Annotated in this window: 14 protein-coding genes; 5 read left to right on the top strand and 9 right to left on the bottom strand. The window is 68.3% G+C overall.

The window, feature by feature from the left end; translation table 11 throughout:
- Window positions 1-50: 50 nt before the first annotated feature.
- From AC1PQG_RS20350 to ftsY, 7 genes are all read right to left on the bottom strand, one after another.
- A complete protein-coding gene (locus AC1PQG_RS20350) occupies window positions 51-1,481 on the bottom strand; it encodes a phage tail sheath subtilisin-like domain-containing protein (protein ID WP_481119580.1) in 1,431 nt (476 codons plus the stop codon).
- A gap of 132 nt (window positions 1,482-1,613) precedes the next feature.
- A complete protein-coding gene (locus tag AC1PQG_RS20345) occupies window positions 1,614-5,345 on the bottom strand; it encodes an nSTAND1 domain-containing NTPase (RefSeq protein WP_481119579.1) in 3,732 nt (1,243 codons plus the stop codon).
- Window positions 5,342-6,841 (bottom strand): TIR domain-containing protein, encoded by a 1,500-nt coding sequence (locus tag AC1PQG_RS20340; protein WP_481119578.1) that lies wholly within the window; start codon window positions 6,839-6,841, stop codon window positions 5,342-5,344. Before AC1PQG_RS20340 ends, AC1PQG_RS20345 begins: the two co-directional genes overlap by 4 nt.
- Complete coding sequence (locus AC1PQG_RS20335) at window positions 6,838-7,683, bottom strand: formyltransferase family protein (RefSeq protein WP_481119577.1); 846 nt, start codon at window positions 7,681-7,683, stop codon at window positions 6,838-6,840. Before AC1PQG_RS20335 ends, AC1PQG_RS20340 begins: the two co-directional genes overlap by 4 nt.
- A gap of 1 nt (window position 7,684) precedes the next feature.
- Window positions 7,685-8,722 carry an ABC transporter substrate-binding protein gene (locus AC1PQG_RS20330; RefSeq protein WP_481119576.1) on the bottom strand — a complete coding sequence of 346 codons (1,038 nt, stop codon included), beginning with the start codon at window positions 8,720-8,722 and terminating at the stop codon, window positions 7,685-7,687.
- The gene (locus AC1PQG_RS20325; RefSeq protein WP_481119575.1) at window positions 8,719-11,046 is read right to left on the bottom strand and encodes an MFS transporter; all 2,328 of its coding nucleotides are present in this window, start codon (window positions 11,044-11,046) and stop codon (window positions 8,719-8,721) included. Before AC1PQG_RS20325 ends, AC1PQG_RS20330 begins: the two co-directional genes overlap by 4 nt.
- A 122-nt stretch (window positions 11,047-11,168) precedes the next feature.
- Window positions 11,169-12,284, bottom strand: coding sequence for a signal recognition particle-docking protein FtsY (ftsY, locus tag AC1PQG_RS20320; protein WP_481119574.1), 1,116 nt, complete (start codon window positions 12,282-12,284; stop codon window positions 11,169-11,171).
- A 162-nt stretch (window positions 12,285-12,446) separates the two neighbouring features.
- On the opposite strand from ftsY, the gene AC1PQG_RS20315 reads away from it, so the two are divergent.
- From AC1PQG_RS20315 to AC1PQG_RS20295, 5 genes are read left to right on the top strand one after another with little or no spacing between them, the layout of a single operon-like run.
- Window positions 12,447-13,817: a M16 family metallopeptidase gene (locus AC1PQG_RS20315; RefSeq protein ID WP_481119573.1), complete on the top strand. Its 1,371-nt coding sequence runs from the start codon at window positions 12,447-12,449 to the stop codon at window positions 13,815-13,817.
- Between the two features lie 29 nt (window positions 13,818-13,846).
- Window positions 13,847-15,187 carry a M16 family metallopeptidase gene (locus AC1PQG_RS20310; RefSeq protein ID WP_481119572.1) on the top strand — a complete coding sequence of 447 codons (1,341 nt, stop codon included), beginning with the start codon at window positions 13,847-13,849 and terminating at the stop codon, window positions 15,185-15,187.
- Window positions 15,184-15,720, top strand: a complete 537-nt coding sequence (gene rsmD, locus AC1PQG_RS20305) for a 16S rRNA (guanine(966)-N(2))-methyltransferase RsmD (protein ID WP_481119571.1) — start codon at window positions 15,184-15,186, stop codon at window positions 15,718-15,720. The genes AC1PQG_RS20310 and rsmD overlap by 4 nt, the downstream gene beginning before the upstream one ends.
- 31 nt (window positions 15,721-15,751) lie before the next feature.
- Window positions 15,752-16,237, top strand: coding sequence for a pantetheine-phosphate adenylyltransferase (coaD, locus tag AC1PQG_RS20300; protein ID WP_481119570.1), 486 nt, complete (start codon window positions 15,752-15,754; stop codon window positions 16,235-16,237).
- 21 nt (window positions 16,238-16,258) lie between these two features.
- Complete coding sequence (locus tag AC1PQG_RS20295; protein ID WP_481117448.1) at window positions 16,259-16,510, top strand: YfhL family 4Fe-4S dicluster ferredoxin; 252 nt, start codon at window positions 16,259-16,261, stop codon at window positions 16,508-16,510.
- Between the two features lie 98 nt (window positions 16,511-16,608).
- On the opposite strand, the gene AC1PQG_RS20290 is transcribed toward AC1PQG_RS20295, so the two are convergent.
- Entirely contained in the window at window positions 16,609-18,564 is a 1,956-nt protein-coding gene (locus AC1PQG_RS20290) for a dynamin family protein (RefSeq protein WP_481123035.1), read from the bottom strand.
- 104 nt (window positions 18,565-18,668) lie between these two features.
- Window positions 18,669-19,478 carry a bifunctional DNA-formamidopyrimidine glycosylase/DNA-(apurinic or apyrimidinic site) lyase gene (mutM, locus tag AC1PQG_RS20285; protein ID WP_481119569.1) on the bottom strand — a complete coding sequence of 270 codons (810 nt, stop codon included), beginning with the start codon at window positions 19,476-19,478 and terminating at the stop codon, window positions 18,669-18,671.
- Between the last annotated feature and the right edge of the window lie 170 nt (window positions 19,479-19,648).

The raw sequence follows: 19,648 nt of genomic DNA, 5'->3' as shown, positions 1-19,648 counted from the left end.
CGGAGAGGCTGGTGGCTACGGGGAAAACGGCGGCTCGGGCTGCGTTTGGCTCAGACCTGAACCAGAACAGTGGCGTAGATGTAGTCGATGGCCCGGACGGGGCGGACGGCCAGATCCACGCGGACGATGCCTTGGGCGAAGTCCTGCTGGCTCGAATAGACGTTGAGCTTGAAGGCCGGGTCGGTGCCGTCGGTGGAGGGCACGATGGCGCCCTCCTTTTGCATCTGGACGAGGAATTCGACCAGCTTCTGCTTCAGGGCGCCGCGGCCTTCCTCGTTGTTGAGGCGGCCGATGAAGAGCTCGCCGATGGTCTTGACGCCGCGCACCGCGTGGTCGGCAACCCGGCGCACGCTGATCTGGTCGCCGTCGGTGGTGAGACCGCGGATCACGATGATGCCGCGGCCGCGCTGGGCGACGATGGGCACCACATTCTTGCGCAGGAGCTCCTGCTGGGCTTCCACGCCCAGCGCGGGGACGGGCTCGCCGAGGCCGGACAGGCGCTTGAAGGTGGGGGACTGGAAGTAGTCGAGGCTGCCGGTGGTGCCGGCCACCGCTCCGACAACGCCGGCCGGGGCGACCAGCACGAAACGGTCGGAGACCAGTGTGCCAGTGAGCTTGTCGGCGGCGGCGGCAATCTCTGCGGGGCTGGCGCCAGGGACTTCGCCGAAGCCGATGCGGCCCTGGCTGCGGGCGCTCATGCGGTCGCAGTGGCTGATCACGTCGGCATAGATGCGGCCGACCCGGGTGGCATCCTTGGTGTCCTGTACCGAGACCAGCACCATGTCCACGTCGGCCTCGTTCTCGAGCTGGGCGAGGGCCTGGCGGTAAGCGTCGGGGTCTGCATCGCCGGCACCGGCCAGCGCGTAGGCGGCGGCGTTGCTGTCCTTGATGTCGGGGCTGTCTTTGGGAGCCTTGAGCTTGTCGCGCTCCTCGCTGATGCGCAGCAGCTGGGACTGGGCGGCGAGCACGTCGCGGGCGTTGCGGATCTGGTCGGCCGGGTCGGCGGACAGGTTGCGGTGCACTTCCTTGTAATCGCTGCCGGCGTAGCGGGCGGTGAGGTCGAACACCGTGCGGGTCTCGTCCTCTCCGCTGTCGAGCTTCTTGCCGGTGGGCACCTGGCGGGACTGGATGCTGACCGAAATGGCATTACCCCACGGCCCCGGGGCGCGGGCGACGAGGGTGAAGGCCGCGGCGTTGCCGACGGCGGCTGGGAGCTTGACGCTCGCCGTGCTGTTGCAGGCAACCGGACAGATGACCAGTTCGAAGACGCCGTTGCCGAGGGCCTGGGCCGCTTCGGGCAGGCTGAAGGCGCTGGCCGCGCCGAAGCCGTCGATGAAACTGCGCCAGCTGGCTGCCCGACCGACGCCGGCGGCTGGGTTCTCGACGATGCCGACCAGCCCGAGGACGCCCGACGGGGCGAGCTGAGGGGCGAGGACTTCCTTGACGACCTTGACTTCGACGCCGGGGATGATCAGTGCCATGGGATGTCTCCTCCCGATCCTGTCTGTTGGAAAGCGGCGCCGATTGTACAGATATTTATGCTTTTGTCATTAATTTTCGGGGCGCCGCGATTCGCGATCTGATTACTCAGATTAGATGCAGTCTTGCCTATGTCAAGGGCGGAGCGATGGCGTGGGTGGACAGGCGGAAAGCGGGCGCCCGGTGACGGGGGGCGGGATCCGGCCGATCAGCGAGCATGCCAGGCGGACCCATTCGGAGGGCGTGCCGCTGGAGAGGGTGATGCCACCCTGCCAGTCTGCCGAGGCGAGGCCCAGGCCGTTTGGCTGCCAGGCCAAGGCCAGGATGGGGCTGCCGTGGTGGAGGAGGGGGGCGTGCAGGGCCTGGCCGGTGGCCGTGTCCCACAGGCGTAGCCGGCCCTGCCGATCGAAGCCGGCCAGGGTCTGGCCGTCCGGAGAAAGGGCCAGGCCAAGCAGCGTGCCCCCTGCGCTGCCGAGCGGTGTGGAGGGGCTTGCGTCGGCATTCCAGCGCAGCAGCCCCTGTTGCTGGCTGGCGATGAGGAGTTGTCCACCGCCGGGTAGCCAGGCCGTGCCGTACAGGGCGCCGCTGCCGGCCGCGGCCTGGCTGGCGAGTTGTCGTCCGTCGCGACTGTCCCATACGCTGGCCCGGCCGTCGTAGCCGACGCTGACGAGACGCCGTGAGTCTGAAGAGAAGCTCAGGCTGGCGATTGGGCCGCCGTGTTCCAGCTGCTCTTGCAGTGGCGTGGCGGCGGGCATCTTCCACAGGTGGATGCGCCCATCCCGCCCGCCGGCTGCGAGGAGCTGCCCATCGGGGCTGAAGATCGCCCGCTGCAGCGCTGCTCCGTCCGTCAGCAGGGGGCGCGGCGGCCTGTCTCCATCCGCATCCCATAACAGCAGGCGCCCGTCCTGGCCGGCGCTGGCGAGGTGCCGGTCGTCGGGGCTGAAGGCCAGGCTGCTGACCAGCGCGGTGTGGCCGTCACGGGGGGCGCCGACCGGAGCGCCGCTGTTCCCGTCGCGCCATTGCAGGCGGGCCCGGGCATCGGCGCTGACCAGGCGCCGCCCGTCGGGGCTGAAGGCCAGCGCCCACACGGTATCCTTCGTGGAGGTCAGCGGTTTGCTCAGCGGGCCGTGGCCGCTCGTGTCGTGGCGGATCAACAGGTCGTCGCTGCCGCCGGTGAGAAAACTGCCGTCGGGCATGAACTGCACGGCCAGCGCATCGCCTGTGTGGCCGGGGCGCTCCAGGGCGGCGCGGCCGGGCTGGGTGAGGTCATGGACACGCACCTGGCGCTGCTCGCCCACCGCCACGATGTGCCGTCCGTCGGGGCTGAAGGACAGTTTGCGCACCCCGGCTTCGTAGCCGCCGAGCGGGTCGCCGAGCTGGATCAGGCGGGGCGCCTGCCACAGCAGCACGTGCCGGTCCGCGCTGGCGGTGGCGAGGGTCTTGCCGTCCGGTGAAAAGGCCACGTCATGCAGCACGGCGGGGTGGCTGGCGCGGGCGAGTGGGGTGCTGCTGCCGTCGAGGCGCCACAGGAACAGGTTGCCGTCGTAGCCCACCGAGGCCAGGGATTCTCCATCGGGGCTGAAGGCCAGGCCGGTGATGGTGTCCGCGTGGGCCAGCAGCGGGCTGCCCAGCGGCGCGCCGGTGAGACCGTCGCGCAGCACGATGCGCCGGTCGGCGCCTGCGCTGGCGAGGCGGTGACCGTCCGGGCTGAAGACAAGGGCATGCACCGGGCCTTCGTGGTCGTCGAGGATCACGCGGGCGCGACGCTCGGAAACCTGCCATAGCACGACGCGGTGATCGGCGCCTGCGCTGGCGAGGCGGTGACCGTCCGGGCTGAAGACAAGGGCATGCACCGGGCCTTCGTGGTCGTCGAGGATCACGCGGGCGCGACGCTCGGAAACCTGCCATAGCACGACGCGGTGATCGGCGTCGGCGCTGGCGAGGGTCTGGCCGTCGGGGCTGAAGTCGAGGGCCAGCACGGCATTGGCGTGGGCCTGCAGAGTGGCGACGACGTTGCCGCCACGCCACAGCCGGATGCTGCCGTCCTTGCCACCACTGGCGACGAGCTGTCCGTCGGGGCTGACGGCGAGTGCCTGTACGCCTTTCTGGCCGGCCTGCCACCAGTCGAGAGGCGATTGGGCGAGGGCGGCGAGCAGGCTGTCGCGGGCTTCGAAGGTCGGTTCGCGCTGGTAGCTGGCGGCGGCCAGCTGCAGCGCGCCGGCCAGGTTGCCGGCGGCCAGCTCGCTGGAGGATTCGGCCGCCAGTTGGCGGGACAGCGCGATCTCGCCGGCTTTCTCGGCGCGCTGCCACAGGAAGCCGGTGATGCCGGCGACCAGCGTGGCGGCGACGATGGCGACGACGGTGACGCGCCACACCCGCTGGTTGCGGCGCTGGTCGGCCTCCACACGCCTTTCGGCGGCCTCCCGCGCCTGTTCGGCGGCGGTGGCTTCGTCGCGGGCCCGGCGGCTGGCGTCGAGAAAGGCCAGCGCGGGTTCGAGGGCGCGGCCGTACTGCCGGGCCCAGGCCGGGGTCGGTTGCGCGCGGGCCTGCCAGTCGAGGGCGAACTGTAGTTCCGGGTCGCGCCACAGGCTGGCTTCGCCGGCGGCATGGAGGTCGGCGGCGTCGGCCAGGCGGCGCAGCATGCGCGCCGATTCGGCCTCCCGCGCACCCCAGTCGCGCAGGCGATCCCAGATGCGCATCAGGCTTTCATGGGCCAGGTCCACGATGCTGCCGGCCTGCAGCAGGACATCGGCGGGGGGCATCAGGAAGGCCACGCCGGGTGCCCGGAACGGTGCCAGCGTGGCGTCCAGTTCGGCGGCGTCGGCTCCGGCGATGGCGGCCAGATCGCCGAAGCGGGTCGGCCGGCGGATGCCGCGGCTGTCGGTGCTGGTGTCGGTCAGTGCGCGGAAGGCGCGGGCGCAGGTGGCCTGTTGCGCCGCCGGCAGGCCGGCGTAAATCTCCTCGGCATGCAGGTTGAGGGCCTGAGCGAGGGTGCCGATGGCGTCGTAGTGGCGGCCGTCGATGGGGCTCGCGTCGCCGCTGGCCAGCCAGCGGGCCCAGGTGCGCGCGAGGGCATGCTGGAGCAGGGAGAGCTGGTCCGGGTCGTCGCCCACGTCGTTGACCAGGCGGGTCAGCAGCGTCGGCGCGATGTCGGCGCCGAAGACCCGCGCCGGCCCGACGATGGCGGAGCGGCGTTCGGCGCGGCTCATCCGCGGCACCAGGTACTGGCCGCCGTTGATGGCCTCCGGCAGGCCGGTGAAGTGCGCGCAGTCGCCGAGGAAGTCGGAGCGCATCGTCATGACCACGTGGATCGGCACGTCCGCCAGGCGGGCTTCGAGCAGCAGATTGACGAAGGCGGTGGCCTGGTCATCCTGCTGCTCGCCCAGGTTGCGGTAGCGGAACAGCTCCTCGAACTGGTCCACCACCACCAGCAGTTGCGTGCCCGCGGGCAATGCGGCTTGCCGGTAGGCGTCGATGAGGCCGCGGCGGCTCATCGCGAGCGTGGCTTCGATGAGCTCAGCGGCGCTGAACGGCCCCGGTGGTGCCGCCTGATGCAGTGCGCCGGGCTGGGCGAGGGCTTCGGCCAGCGCACGCAGGGGCTGGCCGCCGGGCCGGCAGCTGGCCATCCGCCACGCGCTGCCGGCACTCGCCAGCAGGCCCCGGTGCAGGGCCGGGCGCAGGCCGCAATTGACGAGGGAGGATTTGCCGCAGCCGGAACTGCCGATGACGGCCAGAAAGCGCTGGCGGGCGAGGGTGTCCACCATCGCGTCCACCTGGGCTTCGCGGCCGAAGAACAGGTATTCCTCGTCCTCCCGGAAGGGACGGATGCCCGGGTAGGGGCAGGTCGGTACGCCAGCCTGGCTCACGACGTCACCTCCAGGTCGAGAGCGGTCACGAGGGGCGTCAGCGCCTGCGGGGCGATGCCGTTCAGGCCGTCGAGGGTGTCCGCATCGGCGAGGGCCTGCAGCACTTCCTTGTCGTCGCTGAGCGGCGGTGCGAGCAGCGTGAAGCGGGCGCGCAACGGGCGCTGGCGGTCCTGCCCCTGCAGTTTGCGCAGCTCGTTTTCCTGGTGGTACTTCCAGGTCTCGTCGCCGGCCCCGTAGTAGAGGATCAGCGCGTCGCAGTCGAGGGCGCGCTGGCGGTTGGCTTCGCGAACCTCCGCGGCGTCGCCGGCGAACAGCGGTAGTGTGACGTCGAGGCCCAGCCCGCGCAGCTGCTTGATGAGCGGGACGCTGTCCTTGCGGTCGCGGGCGTCGCACAGCAGGTGGACCCGCAGTGCACTGGTGGTAGCGTCTTCGGCCGATGTTTCGGGGGGAGCCTCGGGCTGCTTCAGCGCGGCGTGGATGGCGGCCTTGAGGGTTTCCAGGTCGCCGTTCACCAGATCGGCGCCCAGTTGCAGTACGGCATCCTGCTGCAGTGCATCGATGAAGGCTTGCTGGGTCGGCTGGGTGGCCGCGGTGCCGGCCGGGAGCCAGATCACCCGGCGCAGGCCGGCCTGGCGGCTGCGCTCGGCGGCCAGACGGTTCTGCTGCACGACGACGGACTCGCCGCTGTCGCCGTCCGGTACGCGCCCGTAGCCTTCGCCGATGAGGTGGATCGATAGCGCACTGCGCTCCAGCAGTTCCGCGACCGCGGCCCGGTGTTCGTCCTCGTCGTCCGGCAGGCGCCGGTTGGGCAGCACGGTGTAGCCGCAACAGGTCAGTTCCGCCTCGATGCACTCGCGGGCGTCGCGGCGGTCGCGGCTGCATTCGGCGAGGAAGATGGCGGGCTTGGTGGCGTTGTCGGTGCCGACGGCGTCGTTGGCGGCGGGCTGCTGCTGGAGTTGTTCGAGCTGGGCGGCCAGATCCCAGGCGAGCTTGTTGGCCTTGCGCAGGAAGGCCTGGCGGGGCTGGTCGCCGTAGGCGGGGTCCAGCTCGCGGGGTGTGCGGTCTTCGTCGAACTCGAAGAACTCGTAGCCGAGCAGCTGGCCGATGGCCTCGGGCAGCGTTCCGCTGCCGTCGATCGGCAGCTTGAGTACCTTGATGACGCGGGCCTTGTTGCCGACCACCAGGCGGTGTTCGCTTTCGGCCTGCTGGCAGAACTTGGTGATCTCGCGGGTGCACCACTCTGACTTCAGGTAGCGGGGTGTCAGTACCGACACGAACAGGGCGGTGCGCGACAGCTGGTCGAGGATCTCGTCGGAGAACACGTCGTTGCCGCGCAGCTTGTCATCGCGCCAGATGTCGACCGGTGCCCCCAGGCGCTGGCTGAGGAGGGTCTGCAGGGTGCTGTGGAACAGGCTCACCCAGCCCAGCTGGTCGGCCGTCAGCGGCTGGTTGTCCAGGTGGGCGTAGCTGATGAAGACCTGCCGCTCGAAGCTCATCGGGCGATCGCCGGCGGGAGGGGGATGGACTGGCCAGGGGGTACGAAGCGTTGCAGCCAGCCCGCGTAGGTGACCGGACACCACAGCTGCAGGCCGAGGCTTTCCAGGTGGGCGAACTCGTCGGCGCTGGGCATCGAGCGGTAGCGCCGTTGCCGGCGGTCCTGCGGCTGGCCGGCGGGGCGGCGCCCGGCGGCGCATTCGTCGATGACCGCGCGCAGCGTCGGGATGGCCAGTGGGTAGAGCTCGCGCACCTGGCTGAGCAGGCAGCGCCGAGTTTCGATGGGATGGCGGTGGACGCCCAGCAGAGGGCCGTCATCGATGCCCGGGGTGATCCAGTGGACGCTGCAGGCGAAGGCGTCGGCGCCGTCCAGCACAGCGCGCAGCGGGGCGTGCAGGCCGGCATAGATCGGCAGTTCGCCGGGGTGGACGTTGAGCATGCCGAAGCGCGGGATGGCGATGGTGTCGGCGTCGAAGAGCAGGCTGAAGCGGGCGGAGATGACCAGGTCCGGTTCCAGCGCCGCCATCCGCTCGCGGGCGGCATGGCCGTTCACGTCGCCGACCACCTGGATGGGCAGTTTGTAGCGCTCGGCCAGGCCGGCGAAGGTGGCTTCGGCCGCGTCCGAGCCCGACGGCAGCGCGTCGACCAGCGGGAAGACCAGTTCCTCCGGCAGCGTTCGCTCAAGGAAGCGTAGCGCGACCAGGCCCGGCACTGCGTTTTCCGAATCGCGGGTCTTGTCCGACAGCCAGACTTCCTGCACCTGGTGGCCGGCCAGGGCCGGCAGCAGGCGATTGAGAAAATGCAGGCCGTGAAGATCCCGCTTCGAGCAGACCAGGATGCGCATGTCAGTGTTCTCCGCTGTCGATGCCGACGATCTCGGCGACGTCGAGCAGCTTGAGGGGTGGGTAGCGGCCGAGCTGGAGGGCGACCGGCAGGTTGATCAAGTAGGAGAAGTTGCGCGGCAGCGTCACCGGGATGTCCGCCGGCGCAGTCTTGTCGCGAAGGATGCGTAGCGCCTGGACCGCGGTGAAGCGTCCAACGTCCTCGTACTTGTTGACCACGCCGAACAGTGCGCGGGATTGCTGTACCGGCGCTTCGGCGGCGGCGAAGACGGGCAGGCCGCGGGCCAGTGCGCCATCGGTGAGGGCGTCCCGGCGACTGTTGAGGAAACTGTCGGGGCCCTGGTAGAGAAGGTCCACCTTCTCGCGCGCGAGCTCGTCCACCAGCCCCGGCAGCGCGTTGCCGTCCGGCGTGCCGGACGGGGACACCGGCAGCCGCCGCTCGACCAGCGTGAAGCCGTGGCTGGCGGCGAGGCTGCGGAGCTCGTCGCGGGTGCTGACCGAGTTGGATTCGGTCTCGTTGAGGATGTAGCCGATCCGCTTGAAATCCAGGTAGCTGCGGGCGGCCTTGATCTGGGTCTCCACCGGCAGCAGGTAGAGCGTGCCGCTGACGTTGCGGCGCGGGCGGGTCAGCGCGGGCACGATGCCGGCCGCGACCGGATCGGAGACGATCATGAAGAGCACCGGCCGGTCGGTGATGTGGCGCCGGGGATCGATGTGCCGCCAGTCGCCGACCGCCTCCTGCGTGACGGTCGTGCCCCAGGTTACGACCAGGTCCGGCTTGTCGCGGTGGATCTCGTCCACGAAGGCGGCGACGCGGCGCTTGTCCTGGGCGGCATCGCGCAGCGTGAACTCGGCGGCGATGCCGTGCTGGCGGAAATAGGCCTGGAAGCCGCGGCAGGCTTCCTCGCAGCCGCGGAACAGCAGCATCGTGATGCGGTAGGGGGCGGCCTCCGTCGCCGGCTTCGCGCTGGCCGGCAGCGGGGCGAGCAGGCCGACGGCCGATGCGGCGATGGCGAACAGCAGGCGAAGCGGGACGTTCACGCGGCGTTCCTTTCCTGGGGCCGGAGGAGCACAAATCCGAGGGTGGCGCCGATGACCAGCGCGCCTATCGTTGCCATCACGCCGCCATAGGCCGCCAGCGTCAGCAGGCTGCCGGCCAGCAGCGGACCGATCACCGCGCCGAGGCGTTCGACAGTGCGCAGCAAGACCACCGCTGCGGGACCGCTGCGTCCGAGCATGGCCTGCAACGCGGCAGCGGACAGGCCGGTGCCGATGCCGAGGGCGGCGATGCCGGCGAACAATGCCGGGGCGCCGCCGAGCAGGCCGGCCAGGCCACCGAGTCCGATCACCAGCCCGCCGACGGCGACCAGGCCTCTTTCCCAACCGTAGTGGTCAGCCAGCCAGGATGCCAACGGGTTGCTGGCGGCAACCAGAAGAAAATACATCATCATGGCCCTGCCGGTCGACCCGCTGCCGAAGCCTTCCTGTTGCAGCGCCAGCGGGACCAGATAGAACAGGAAGCCGGCGAGGGCCAGTTTGGCCGGCAGCGCGGCGGTCAGCAGCGGGGCCAGAATCCGGCGCTGGAGCAGCAGTTGGAGTAGCGGTGGGGATGTATTGGGCGTGGCTGGGGCTGGCGGGCTGCGGTCCAGGCGCTGCACGAGCAGGGCCAGCAGGCTCATGCCGACGGCGCCGGCAAAGACCGCGGCGGCGCCGAACTGTTCGGCCAGCAGGCCGCCGATCGGGGCGCCGCAGATTGCCGCCGTCTGCACTGCGCCGACGAACAGCGCGAGCGCGCGGGCCCGCTCGCCGTCCGCCGCGGCGCGCAGGAAATGCTGCTGCATCGCCATCGTCCCGATGGCGTAGCCCGCTGCGCACAGGCAGCGGGCCGCGACGAAGGCCGTATAGCCGCCACCGGCCAGCGCCCAGCCGAAGCCGGCGGCGGACAGCGCGGCGCCGGCGGCGAAGGTGTGGGCAGTGCCGAAGCGCTCGCCCCAACGGCCGGCGAAGGGGGTCAGGAGGGCGAAGCTCGCCATGTAGGCGGAGATCGGCAGGCCGATTGCCGTGGCCCCGTGTTCGCCGGCCGCCTGGGCCAGGCCGGCGATGTGCAGCGGCAGGAAGGCGCGGGTCAGCTCTTCGGACAGGATCAGCAGGAACACCGCCAGCCGCGCCAGGCCGAGACGTCCGCGGCCGACGGAGGCCGGGTCGATGTGGTCGCCGGCGAGGATTGCGCCGAGGGTTTCGTTGAACAGCACGACGGCGACGAGGAACACGATGGCCAGGTCGACGGCCTGGCTGAGCATCTCCCGATGGACCACGTGGCCGTCGGTGCGGGCTGTCAGCCGGGCCAGCGGCTGGCCGTCCGGGCCGCTGACGGCGGCCTCGACGCTGTGGCCGGGCTCGCCGGGATGTTCGCGCAGGTAGCTGTGGGCAGGGCCTTGCAGGTGCAGGGACAGGATCTCGGGGTGGCGGGTGAGGGCGTCGTCGAAGTAGGTCTCGACGCCGTTCAGGTGTTCGAAGGGGATGCCGAGGGCGAGCGCGGTGGAGATCCGCCCGGCCAGTGTGCCCGCCAGAATGTGCGCCTTGGCATCCAGGGCGGGATGCAGGCGTTCGGAAAAGCTCGGCAGTGTCTGAACGCTGAGGGCCAGGCTGCTGGCGACGGCGAGCAGCAGAGCGGCGGCGAGGATGCGCAGGCGCAGTCTTGCCTTTGTGCTGCCCCAGCGCGCCGCTGCTGCCAGCAGCAGAGGCAGCGCGACGGCGACTCCCGCCAACGTGGTGAGCAGGCGGGGCCAGGCGGCATGGCGGGCGGCCTGCAGGGTGTCCGATAGGGCGCCGGCATCGACGTCGAAGAGCACGCCGCCGACGACTTCTCCGTCGTTGTCGGCCAGGCGCAGCCCGACCCGTAGCTGTCCTTGCTCCGGCAGTTGCGACCACGCTCCCTTGCTCTTGAGGATGGCATCGAGTTCGCCCCGTTCCGGGGAGCGTGACGGCGCTCCGCTGCTGAATAGGGAAACTCCGTCCGCCGCGACGACATGGATGGCCCGGATGTCCGGGTCTTCCGTCTGCAGGCGGGGCAGCAGGCGGCGGATGCCGGCCGACTCGGCGAGGAGCAGGCCGTTGGTGGAACTGCGCTGGAAGGTGGCCTGGACCTGGTCCGCGGCGATGGCGATGCGGGAGACGGTGATGCCGACCAGCAGGTCGTGCTCTTTATGGAGCAGCAGCAGCGCCTGCAAGCTGAGCGCGAGGGCCTGGGCGGTGAACAGCAGCAGGCCGATGCGCAGCCAGCTGGCCAGCGGAAAAGGGGAGGCTGGCGTGTCGGCAAGGTGCGCCGCCCGGTTGATCGGGCGGGCGTCGGGGGCTGGCTGCATCCACGTCTCTCCGCGGCAGGGAGGGGCGTGGTTTGTTGTCCGTCAGGTCCGCCCCGTCATTCCGGAAGAATAGGCGAGAACGCGGGGCGGTGCACGTCGCATATGACGTGCGGCAGTTCGGGTCAGTCGGCCTGCTCGGTGGCGCCACCGACCGGCGTGAACAGGGCGTCCACGAATTCCTTGGCGCGGAAGGTCTGCAGGTCGTCGATCTGCTCGCCGACGCCGATAAAGCGCAGCGGTTTCGGGCTCTGGCGGGCGATGGCGGCGACCACACCGCCCTTGGCGGTGCCGTCGAGCTTGGTGAGGACCAGGCCGGTGACGCCGATGGCGGCGTCGAAGGCCTTGACCTGCTGCAGAGCGTTCTGCCCGATGTTGGCATCCAGCACCAGCAGCACTTCATGGGGGCCGGAGGGTTCGGCCTTCTGGACGACCCGGCGGACCTTGGCGATTTCTTCCATCAGGTGCAGCTGGGTGGGCAGGCGGCCGGCGGTGTCGGCCAGCACGATGTCGATGTTGCGGGCGCGGGCGGCGTTGATGGCATCGAAGACCACGGCGGCTGGGTCGCCGGATTCCTGGGCGATGACGGCCACCCCGTTGCGTTCGCCCCAGGTCATCAGCTGTTCGCGGGCGGCGGCGCGGAAGGTGTCGCCGGCGGCGAGCAGCACGCTCTTGCCCTGATTCTGGAAATGCTTGGCCAGCTTGCCGATGGAGGTGGTTTTACCGGAGCCGTTCACGCCCGCGATCATGATGATGTAGGGCTTGTGGCCGCTGATCTCGAGGGGCTGTTCGAGGGGCGCGAGGATGGACAGCAGGCCTTCGGCGAGGGCGCCCTGCAGCTGGTCGGCGGTTTCCAGCTTGTCGCGCTTCCAGCGCAGGCGCAGCTCCTTCAGCAGGTGCTGGGTGGCCTCGACGCCGCAGTCGGCCATCAGTAGCGTGGTTTCGAGTTCTTCGAGGAGGTCCTCGTCGATCTTGCGGCGGGAGAACAGGCTGGTCAGGTTGCCGAGGCCGCCGCCGATCTGTTCGCGGGTGCGGGACAGGCCGGCGCGCAGGCGGTCCATCCAGGAGCGCTTCTTTTCGGGCTCGGGCGCCGGGGCTGCGGCAACGGGTGCCGGGGGCGGCACCGGCGCTTGCGGTGCGGGCGTGGCGGGGATGTCCGCCTGCGGCGCAGCGGCTGGCGCTTCGGGGGCCGGGGCCGGGCTGTCGCCGGGCTTGAGGGCTTTCTTGAGGAAACCAAACATGGGGTGCTGAGTCTGAATGTGGGTCGATCGGACCGGCGCATGGGGTGAAAAGGCCCGTCATGTCCGGTTGGCCGGGTCGTCGGAATGCCGCTATGATGCCGCGCCACACGCCGGCCCGCGGCCATCGTTCTTCAATTTTACCAGATGCTTCAACAGCCTATGATGAAACGCAGTTTGCGGATCGCCTCGTCCGCTGTCGTCCTTTCCGTGGCGCTGGCCGCCCCGGCCTGGGCCAATCCCTACGAGAGCGTGCTTCCGAATGGAATGAAGTTGATCGTCAAGGAAGACAAGCGGGCGCCGTCGGTGGTGCATATGGTGTGGTACCGGGTGGGCGCGATGGACGAGGTGGATGGCACCTCCGGGGTGGCCCATCTGCTCGAACACATGATGTTCAAGGGCACCAAAAAGGTCGGGCCCGGTGAGTTCAACAAGCTCGTCGCCGCAGTTGGCGGACGGGACAACGCATTCACCAGCCAGGATTACACGGCCTATTTCCAGCAGGTGCCGAAGGAGGGGCTGGGCCGCATGATGGCGCTGGAGGCCGACCGTATGGCCAATCTGCAGGTGACCGAGGCCGGTTTCAGCAAGGAGATCGAGGTCGTCAAGGAAGAGCGCCGCCTGCGCACCGACGACAAGCCGCGCGCGTTGGTCATCGAGCAGCTGATGGCCACCGCCTTCCAGGCCCATCCCTACCGCCGGCCGATCATCGGCTGGATGAGCGATCTGGACCACATGACCGCCCGCGATGCCCGCGAGTGGTATCAGCGTTGGTACGTGCCCAACAACGCGACCCTGGTGGTGGTGGGCGACGTGGATCACAAGGCGGTCTTCAAGGCGGCTGAGCGCACCTACGGCCAGGTGAAGAGCCGTCCGCTGCCGGTGCGCAAGCCGCTTGTCGAGCCGGAGCAGACCGGGCCGCGGCGGACCGTGGTGAAGGCGCCGGCCGAACTGCCCTATGTGGCGCTGGCTTGGCGAGCGCCGACGCTGCGTGACGTGAAGGGTGACGACGACTACTACGCGCTGCAGGTGCTGGCTGCCGTGCTGGACGGCTACGAAGGCGCCCGCCTGGCGAAGGACATCGTGCGCGGCAGCCGCGTGGCGGTGACCGCCGGTGCCGGTTACGACGGTTCGGCCCGCGGCGAATCCCTGTTCATCCTCGATGGGGCGCCGGCCGCCGGCAAGACGGTCGCCGACGTGGAGGCCGCGCTGCGCGCCGAGATCGCGCGCATCCAGAACGAAGGCGTGTCGGACGAGGAATTGCGCCGCGTGAAGGTCCAGGCGGTGGCCGGCCAGGTCTTCAAGCGCGATTCGCTGATGGGCCAGGCGATGGAGATCGGCATGGACGAGATGGTCGGCCTGTCGTGGAAGGACGACGACCTGATGCTGCAGCGCATCCGCGGTGTGACTGCGGAGCAGGTGCAGGCGGTGGCCAGGAAGTACTTCCGTGATGACACCCTGACCGTCGCCCAACTCGATCCGCTGCCGGTCGATCCCCAGGCCCGTGCCAAGGCCACTGCGCCGCATCAACACTGAGCGCCCCCCGTTTTCGAGGTGATTTTCTGATGATTTCCCGTTATCAACGTCTCGGGGCGGCGCTGGCGCTGGCCCTGACGACCCTGTCGGCCCATGCCGGGCTGAACATCCAGACCTGGACCGCTGCCGGCGGCGCCAAGGTGTTCTTCGTCGAAAGCCATGCCTTGCCCATCGTCGATTTGCAGGTGGATTTCCGTGCCGGCGGTGCCGAGGTACCGGCCGGCAAGGCCGGCGTCGCGGGGCTGACCCGCTCTCTGCTCGACGCCGGTGCCGGCGGCCTGGACGAAGAGGCTATCGCCAACCGTGTCGCCGACCTGGGGGTGCAGATCGGCGGCGACGCCGACATGGATCGCGCGTCCCTGTCCCTGCGCACCCTCAGCAACCCGGAGGAGCGCAACGGTGCGGTCGATCTGCTGGCCACGCTGATCCAGCAGCCCACTTTTCCAGCGGCCGTCGTCGAGCGGGAAAAGGCCCGCAGCATCGCCGGCCTGAAGGAGGCCGACACCCAGCCCGACGCGATCCTGTCCCGCCGGTTCGCCGCCGCGGTGTTCCCCGACCATCCCTACGGCCGTCTACCGAGTGTAGAGACGGTGTCGTCGATCACACGCGAAGACCTGGTGGATTTCTACAAGCGCAATTACACCGCCGCGCGGGCCGTGGTGAGCATCGTCGGCGACGTGTCGCGGGTCGAGGCGGAGGCTATCGCCACCCGCCTCACGAGCGGCCTGCCGGCTGGCGAGGCACCGACCGTGACGATCAACACCACGCAGCCTCAGGCCCAGACCATCCGCGTGCCGAATCCCTCGGCCCAGGCCCATATCTCCATCGGCCTGCCCGGCATCCGGCGCGGCGACCCGGACTTCTTCCCGCTGGTGGTCGGCAACTACATTCTCGGTGGCGGCGGCTTCGTCTCGCGGCTGACCAATGAAGTGCGCGAGAAGCGCGGCTATGCCTATAGTGTTTACAGTTACTTCATGCCCCAGCGCGATGTGGGCCCCTTCGAGATCGGCCTGCAGACCAAGGGCAGCCAGACCGACGATGCCTTGAAGGTGGTGTCGGCGACCCTTGAGGAGTTCCTCGCCAAGGGGCCGACGGAGGCGGAGCTGAAGGCGGCCAAGGACAACCTGATCAATGGTTTCGCGCTGCGCCTCGACTCGAACCGCAAGATGCTGGAGCAGGTGGCTGTAATTGGTGGTTTCGGCCTGCCGCTGGATTACCTGGATACCTACCGGGAGCGGATCAAGGCGGTGACCGTTGCGCAGATCCGTGAGGCCTTCAAGCGCCATGTGTCGCCGGCCCACCTGGTGACGGTAGTGGTCGGGGGCGATGGCGACAAGACCGCGACGGTGAAAGCGGGGGCCAAGCCTTGAGCCGTGTCCGCATCATTGGGGGGGAATGGCGCTCGCGCCTGATCGACGTCAGCACCGTCAAGGGCCTGCGCCCCACGCCGGACCGGGTGCGTGAAACCCTGTTCAACTGGCTGGGGCAGGAACTCGACGGTCGGCGCTGCCTCGATCTGTTTGCCGGCAGTGGAGCCCTGGGCTTCGAGGCAGCATCCCGCGGGGCGGAAAGCGTGACAATGGTCGAGCAGGACCCGGTGGCTTTCGCAGCCCTGCGCGACAACGCAAGAACCTTAAAGGCAACGTGTGTACAGCTTGTGCGGGGCGATGCGCTAAAATTCGCGCGCTCCGCGCCCCAGCCCTTCGATGTGGTGTTTCTCGATCCTCCGTACCGGATGGGCTGGATTGAGCGGATCGTTCCACTGCTACCCGGCCTGCTGAGCAAGGACGGGCTGGCCTATGTGGAAGCGGAGCACGGGATCGAGAACATCGACGGATTGACGCGAATCAAGCACGGAACGGCCGGGCAGGTGTATTACCACCTCTTTGCCGCCTGCGCCTGACGGCTGCGTGGTTTCAGGAAAGGGCTGCAGGATGAGGGACGGCATCGCGGTATATCCGGGGACTTTCGACCCCTTCACGCGGGGACACGAGGATCTGGTGCGGCGTGCGTCGCGCCTGTTCGAGCGGGTCATCGTCGGCGTAGCCACCAGTGGTGGCAAGGGGCCGATCTTTACCGTCGAGGAGCGGGTCGAGATCGCCAGGGAAGTGCTGGCGGCTTACCCGAACGTGGAGGTGAAGGGTTTCTCGTGTCTGTTGATGGATTTCCTCCATCAGAACGGTGCGCGCGTCATTCTCCGCGGCCTGCGTGCGGTGTCGGATTTCGAGTACGAGTTTCAGATGGCCGGCATGAACCGCAAGCTCTACCCGGACGTGGAAACGGTTTTTTTGACCCCCTCCGACGAGTTCATGTTCGTGTCGGCCACGATGGTGCGCGAGATTGCGCGACTCGGTGGCGATGTGAGCAAGTTTGTGCAGCCTGGCGTGCTCGAACGGCTGCGTTTGAAGATCAACAGTTAGTAACGAAGGAAGTAAAGCAAAATGGCTTTGATGATTACCGACGAGTGCATCAACTGCGACGTCTGCGAGCCGGAATGCCCGAATGGTGCCATTTCCCAAGGTGAAGAGATCTATGTGATCGACCCGAACAAGTGTACCGAGTGTGTCGGCCACTTCGACGAGCCCCAGTGCCAGCAGGTCTGTCCGGTGGACTGCATCCCCTTCAATCCGGAGCATCCGGAGAGCAAGGAAGACCTGATGGAGAAGTTTCACAAGCTGACCGCTGAAAAGTAAGACGCGGCTTCAGCCCTGATGCAAAAAGGCCGGACGCTCCGATGGGAGCGCCCGGCCTTTTCGTTTTTTTGGTGCCGGACCGTGGTCCGGCACTGCTATCAGGCTGCCAGGACTGCCGCTGCGGTGCCACTGTCGGCCGGCATGTCGAGGGCGTGTTCGATACGCACGGACAGCGCGTCGAGTTGGCGAAGCTGCTGGACCAGCAGGTCTTCGGCCTGCTGAAGCTCGCCGACCCGGTCTTCCAGCGTGTCGGTAGCCTGGTGGATGCGCTTGACGCTTTCCAGGCGGCGCTTGAGCTGCAGCTGGTATTCGCGGACCTGGGTTTCCAGCGGCGCCATGACGGCCCGCAGCCACTGCTCCGCATCCCGGTTGGCTATTTCGAAGGTGCGCCGCGCCTGCACTGCGACGGTTTCGAAGAACTTCTGCGTGAGGGTGTGCTTTTCGGTGGTGACGATGGTCAGCACCGTGTTGAACTGGCTGTTGAAGGCTTCTTCCAGGCGCTCGATCTCCTTCTCGTAGCGCAGCGTCGAGAAGGCGGACGGGGCGGCCAGCTTGAGGCCGTGCTCGACAGTGAAGCGCTTGTACATCGCGTCGAGCATCTTGGAGATCTCGCCGACTTCGTCGGTGGATTTCCGGAGGTTGCCGCGCAGGTGTTCGAAGAAGCCCTTCATCGCTTCGCGCAGGCCACGGGAGAAGGCAGCGTCGAGCATCGCCTCACGGGTGCGCCGGGTTTCGTCGCGCAGCGCGTCGAGGCCCAGGTGGCCGAAGAGGTTGTTCGACAGGTTGGAGAACACGCTGCGCACCGCGTAGTACTTCTGCAGGCCCTGTTCGAACTCGTCTTTCTCGGAGCGCACCTTGCGCATCATGTATTCGATGACGTTCTGGTTCTTGCCGCGCAGGTCGGTGAGTTCCTGCAACTGCTCGCGCAGGCCGGTGAGGCGGGCATTGAGGAGTTCGCGGCTGCGATTGACGATGTCGTTCACATCGCCATAGGTGTTGTCGCGCACGATGTCGCGCTTGGTCGGCAGCAGCTCGGTGGACAGCGCTTCCTCGAGTTCGACGATGCGGCTGCGGGCGAGCAGGTCTTCATCGTTGTTGACCTTGGCGACGAGGCCCTTTTGCGCGGAAACCGGGTAGACCTGGCTGGGATCGATGTCCAGCGTATCGGCGACGCTGGCCACCTGCCCGCTGATCTCCCGTTCGATGTCGGCCTCGCTGCGCAGGCCGTCCCACAGACCGTCGATCTTGTTGAGGGCCACCAGACGGCCACGCTGGCGGCGGCCGGCGTTGACGTGCTCGCGCCACACGGCCAGGTCGCTCTGGGTCACGCCAGTGTCGGCGGCCAGGATGAACAGCACCGCGTGGGCGTTGGGCAGCAGGTTGAGGGTCAGCTCCGGTTCGGCACCGATCGCGTTGAGGCCCGGCGTGTCGAGGATGACCAGTCCCTGTTCGAGCAGCGGATGCGGGAACTGGATGATGGCGTGGCGCCAGCGCGGGATTTCGATCTCGCCAGCGGCGTCGGGGCGCAGGCCGGTATCGCCGTTCTCATCGACCGGGAAACCCAGCTGGTCGGCCTCGGCGCGGCTGACCAGACGGGTTTCACCGACCTGGGCCAGGGCCTGCTGGAGGCTTTCGGCGGAACTGGTGTCGAGTGGGCGGATCTGCCACTCCTCTGGATAGCGCTTGAGCTCGGTGATGCTGGCGTTGGTCTTGCGGCTTTCGATGGGCAGCAGCCGGATTTCCGGCTTGTCACCCGCCTTCCATTGCAGTTCGGTCGGGCACATGGTGGTGCGTCCGGCACTGGACGGCAGGATGCGATTGCCATAGCCGGCGAAGAACACCGCGTTGATCAGTTCGGATTTGCCGCGGGAGAACTCGGCCACGAAGGCGACGATCAGCTTGTCTTCGCGCAGGCGGTCGAGCAGGTATTGCAGGCGCAGATCGGACTGGGCATCCCCGATTTCATTGAGGTGCAACCATTTGCGCAACTCCTCGATCCCGGTCGCGACGTCGCCGCGCCATTGGGTGTAGGCGGAGAAGTGTTCAGCAAGCATATGGGCGTCTTTCACGGGCTTCATTCCTGGCTGGGCGCCGCTTCGTCGGCACAAACGTCGAATATCCCAAGCATAAACGTGAACGCTGCCGGCAGGAACAGCTTTCAATGCTGACAGCGTGGGCAATAAAAGGTGGCGCGCTGTCCCATGATGCGCTTGCGGATCGGTGTGCCGCATTTGCGGCAGGCTTCACCGTCGCGTCCATAGACGAAATACTGCTGCTGGAAGTAGCCCGGCGTGCCGTTGCTGCCGACGAAGTCCCGCAGCGTGCTCCCGCCGGCGGCCAGTGCATCCTGCAGGGTCTCGCGGATGCAGGTGGCGAGGCGGGCGCAGCGGCGGGGGCCGAGTTCACCCACTGGCTTGGTCGGGTCGATGCCGGCGCGGAACAGGCTTTCGGAGGCGTAGATGTTGCCGATGCCGACCACGTGGGCGGCATCCATCAGGAACAGCTTGACCGGTGTCCTGCGGCCGCGGCTTGCCGCATGCAACCAGGTGCCGTCGAAGATCTCGCCGAGGGGCTCGATACCCAGGCCGGCGAGCAACGGATGCTCGGCGTCGCCGGCCTGCCACAGGACCAGGCCGAAGCGGCGCGGGTCACGCAGGCGCAGCGCCCGTACCCCGAAGACGATGTCCAGGTGGTCGTGCTTTTCGGGTGGATGGTCTGCTGCCACGATGCGCAGGCTTCCCGACATGCCCAGGTGCACGAGCAGGCTGCCGGTCGCGAAGCGGAACAGCAGGTATTTGGCGCGGCGCTCCACTGCCAGCAGTGTCTGGCCGGCGAGGATGTCCCCGAGGTCGGCGGGGATCGGGTGGCGCAAGCGGCCGTTGCGGATGAGGACCGCGCTGACGTTGGATCCGGCAAGTTCGGGGGCGATGCCCCGGCGGGTGGTCTCGACTTCGGGTAACTCTGGCATGGGCGTGGGAATTGGGGTTGCTTGGGGTTTGCCTGGGGTTTGCTTGCTTGGGGGCGGGGAAAGCGCCTAACATCCGGCGAGCCCCGAACCCTATTGTAATAGCGCGATCCAACCGGTGTCCGGGGGCCGTCGGTGCCCTCACCGTCCGCCCGGCGTGGCGGCTGCGGCCT

Source organism: Zoogloea sp. GDB6 (assembly GCF_056724105.1).
This window is presented reverse-complemented; position numbering and strand designations above follow the sequence as displayed.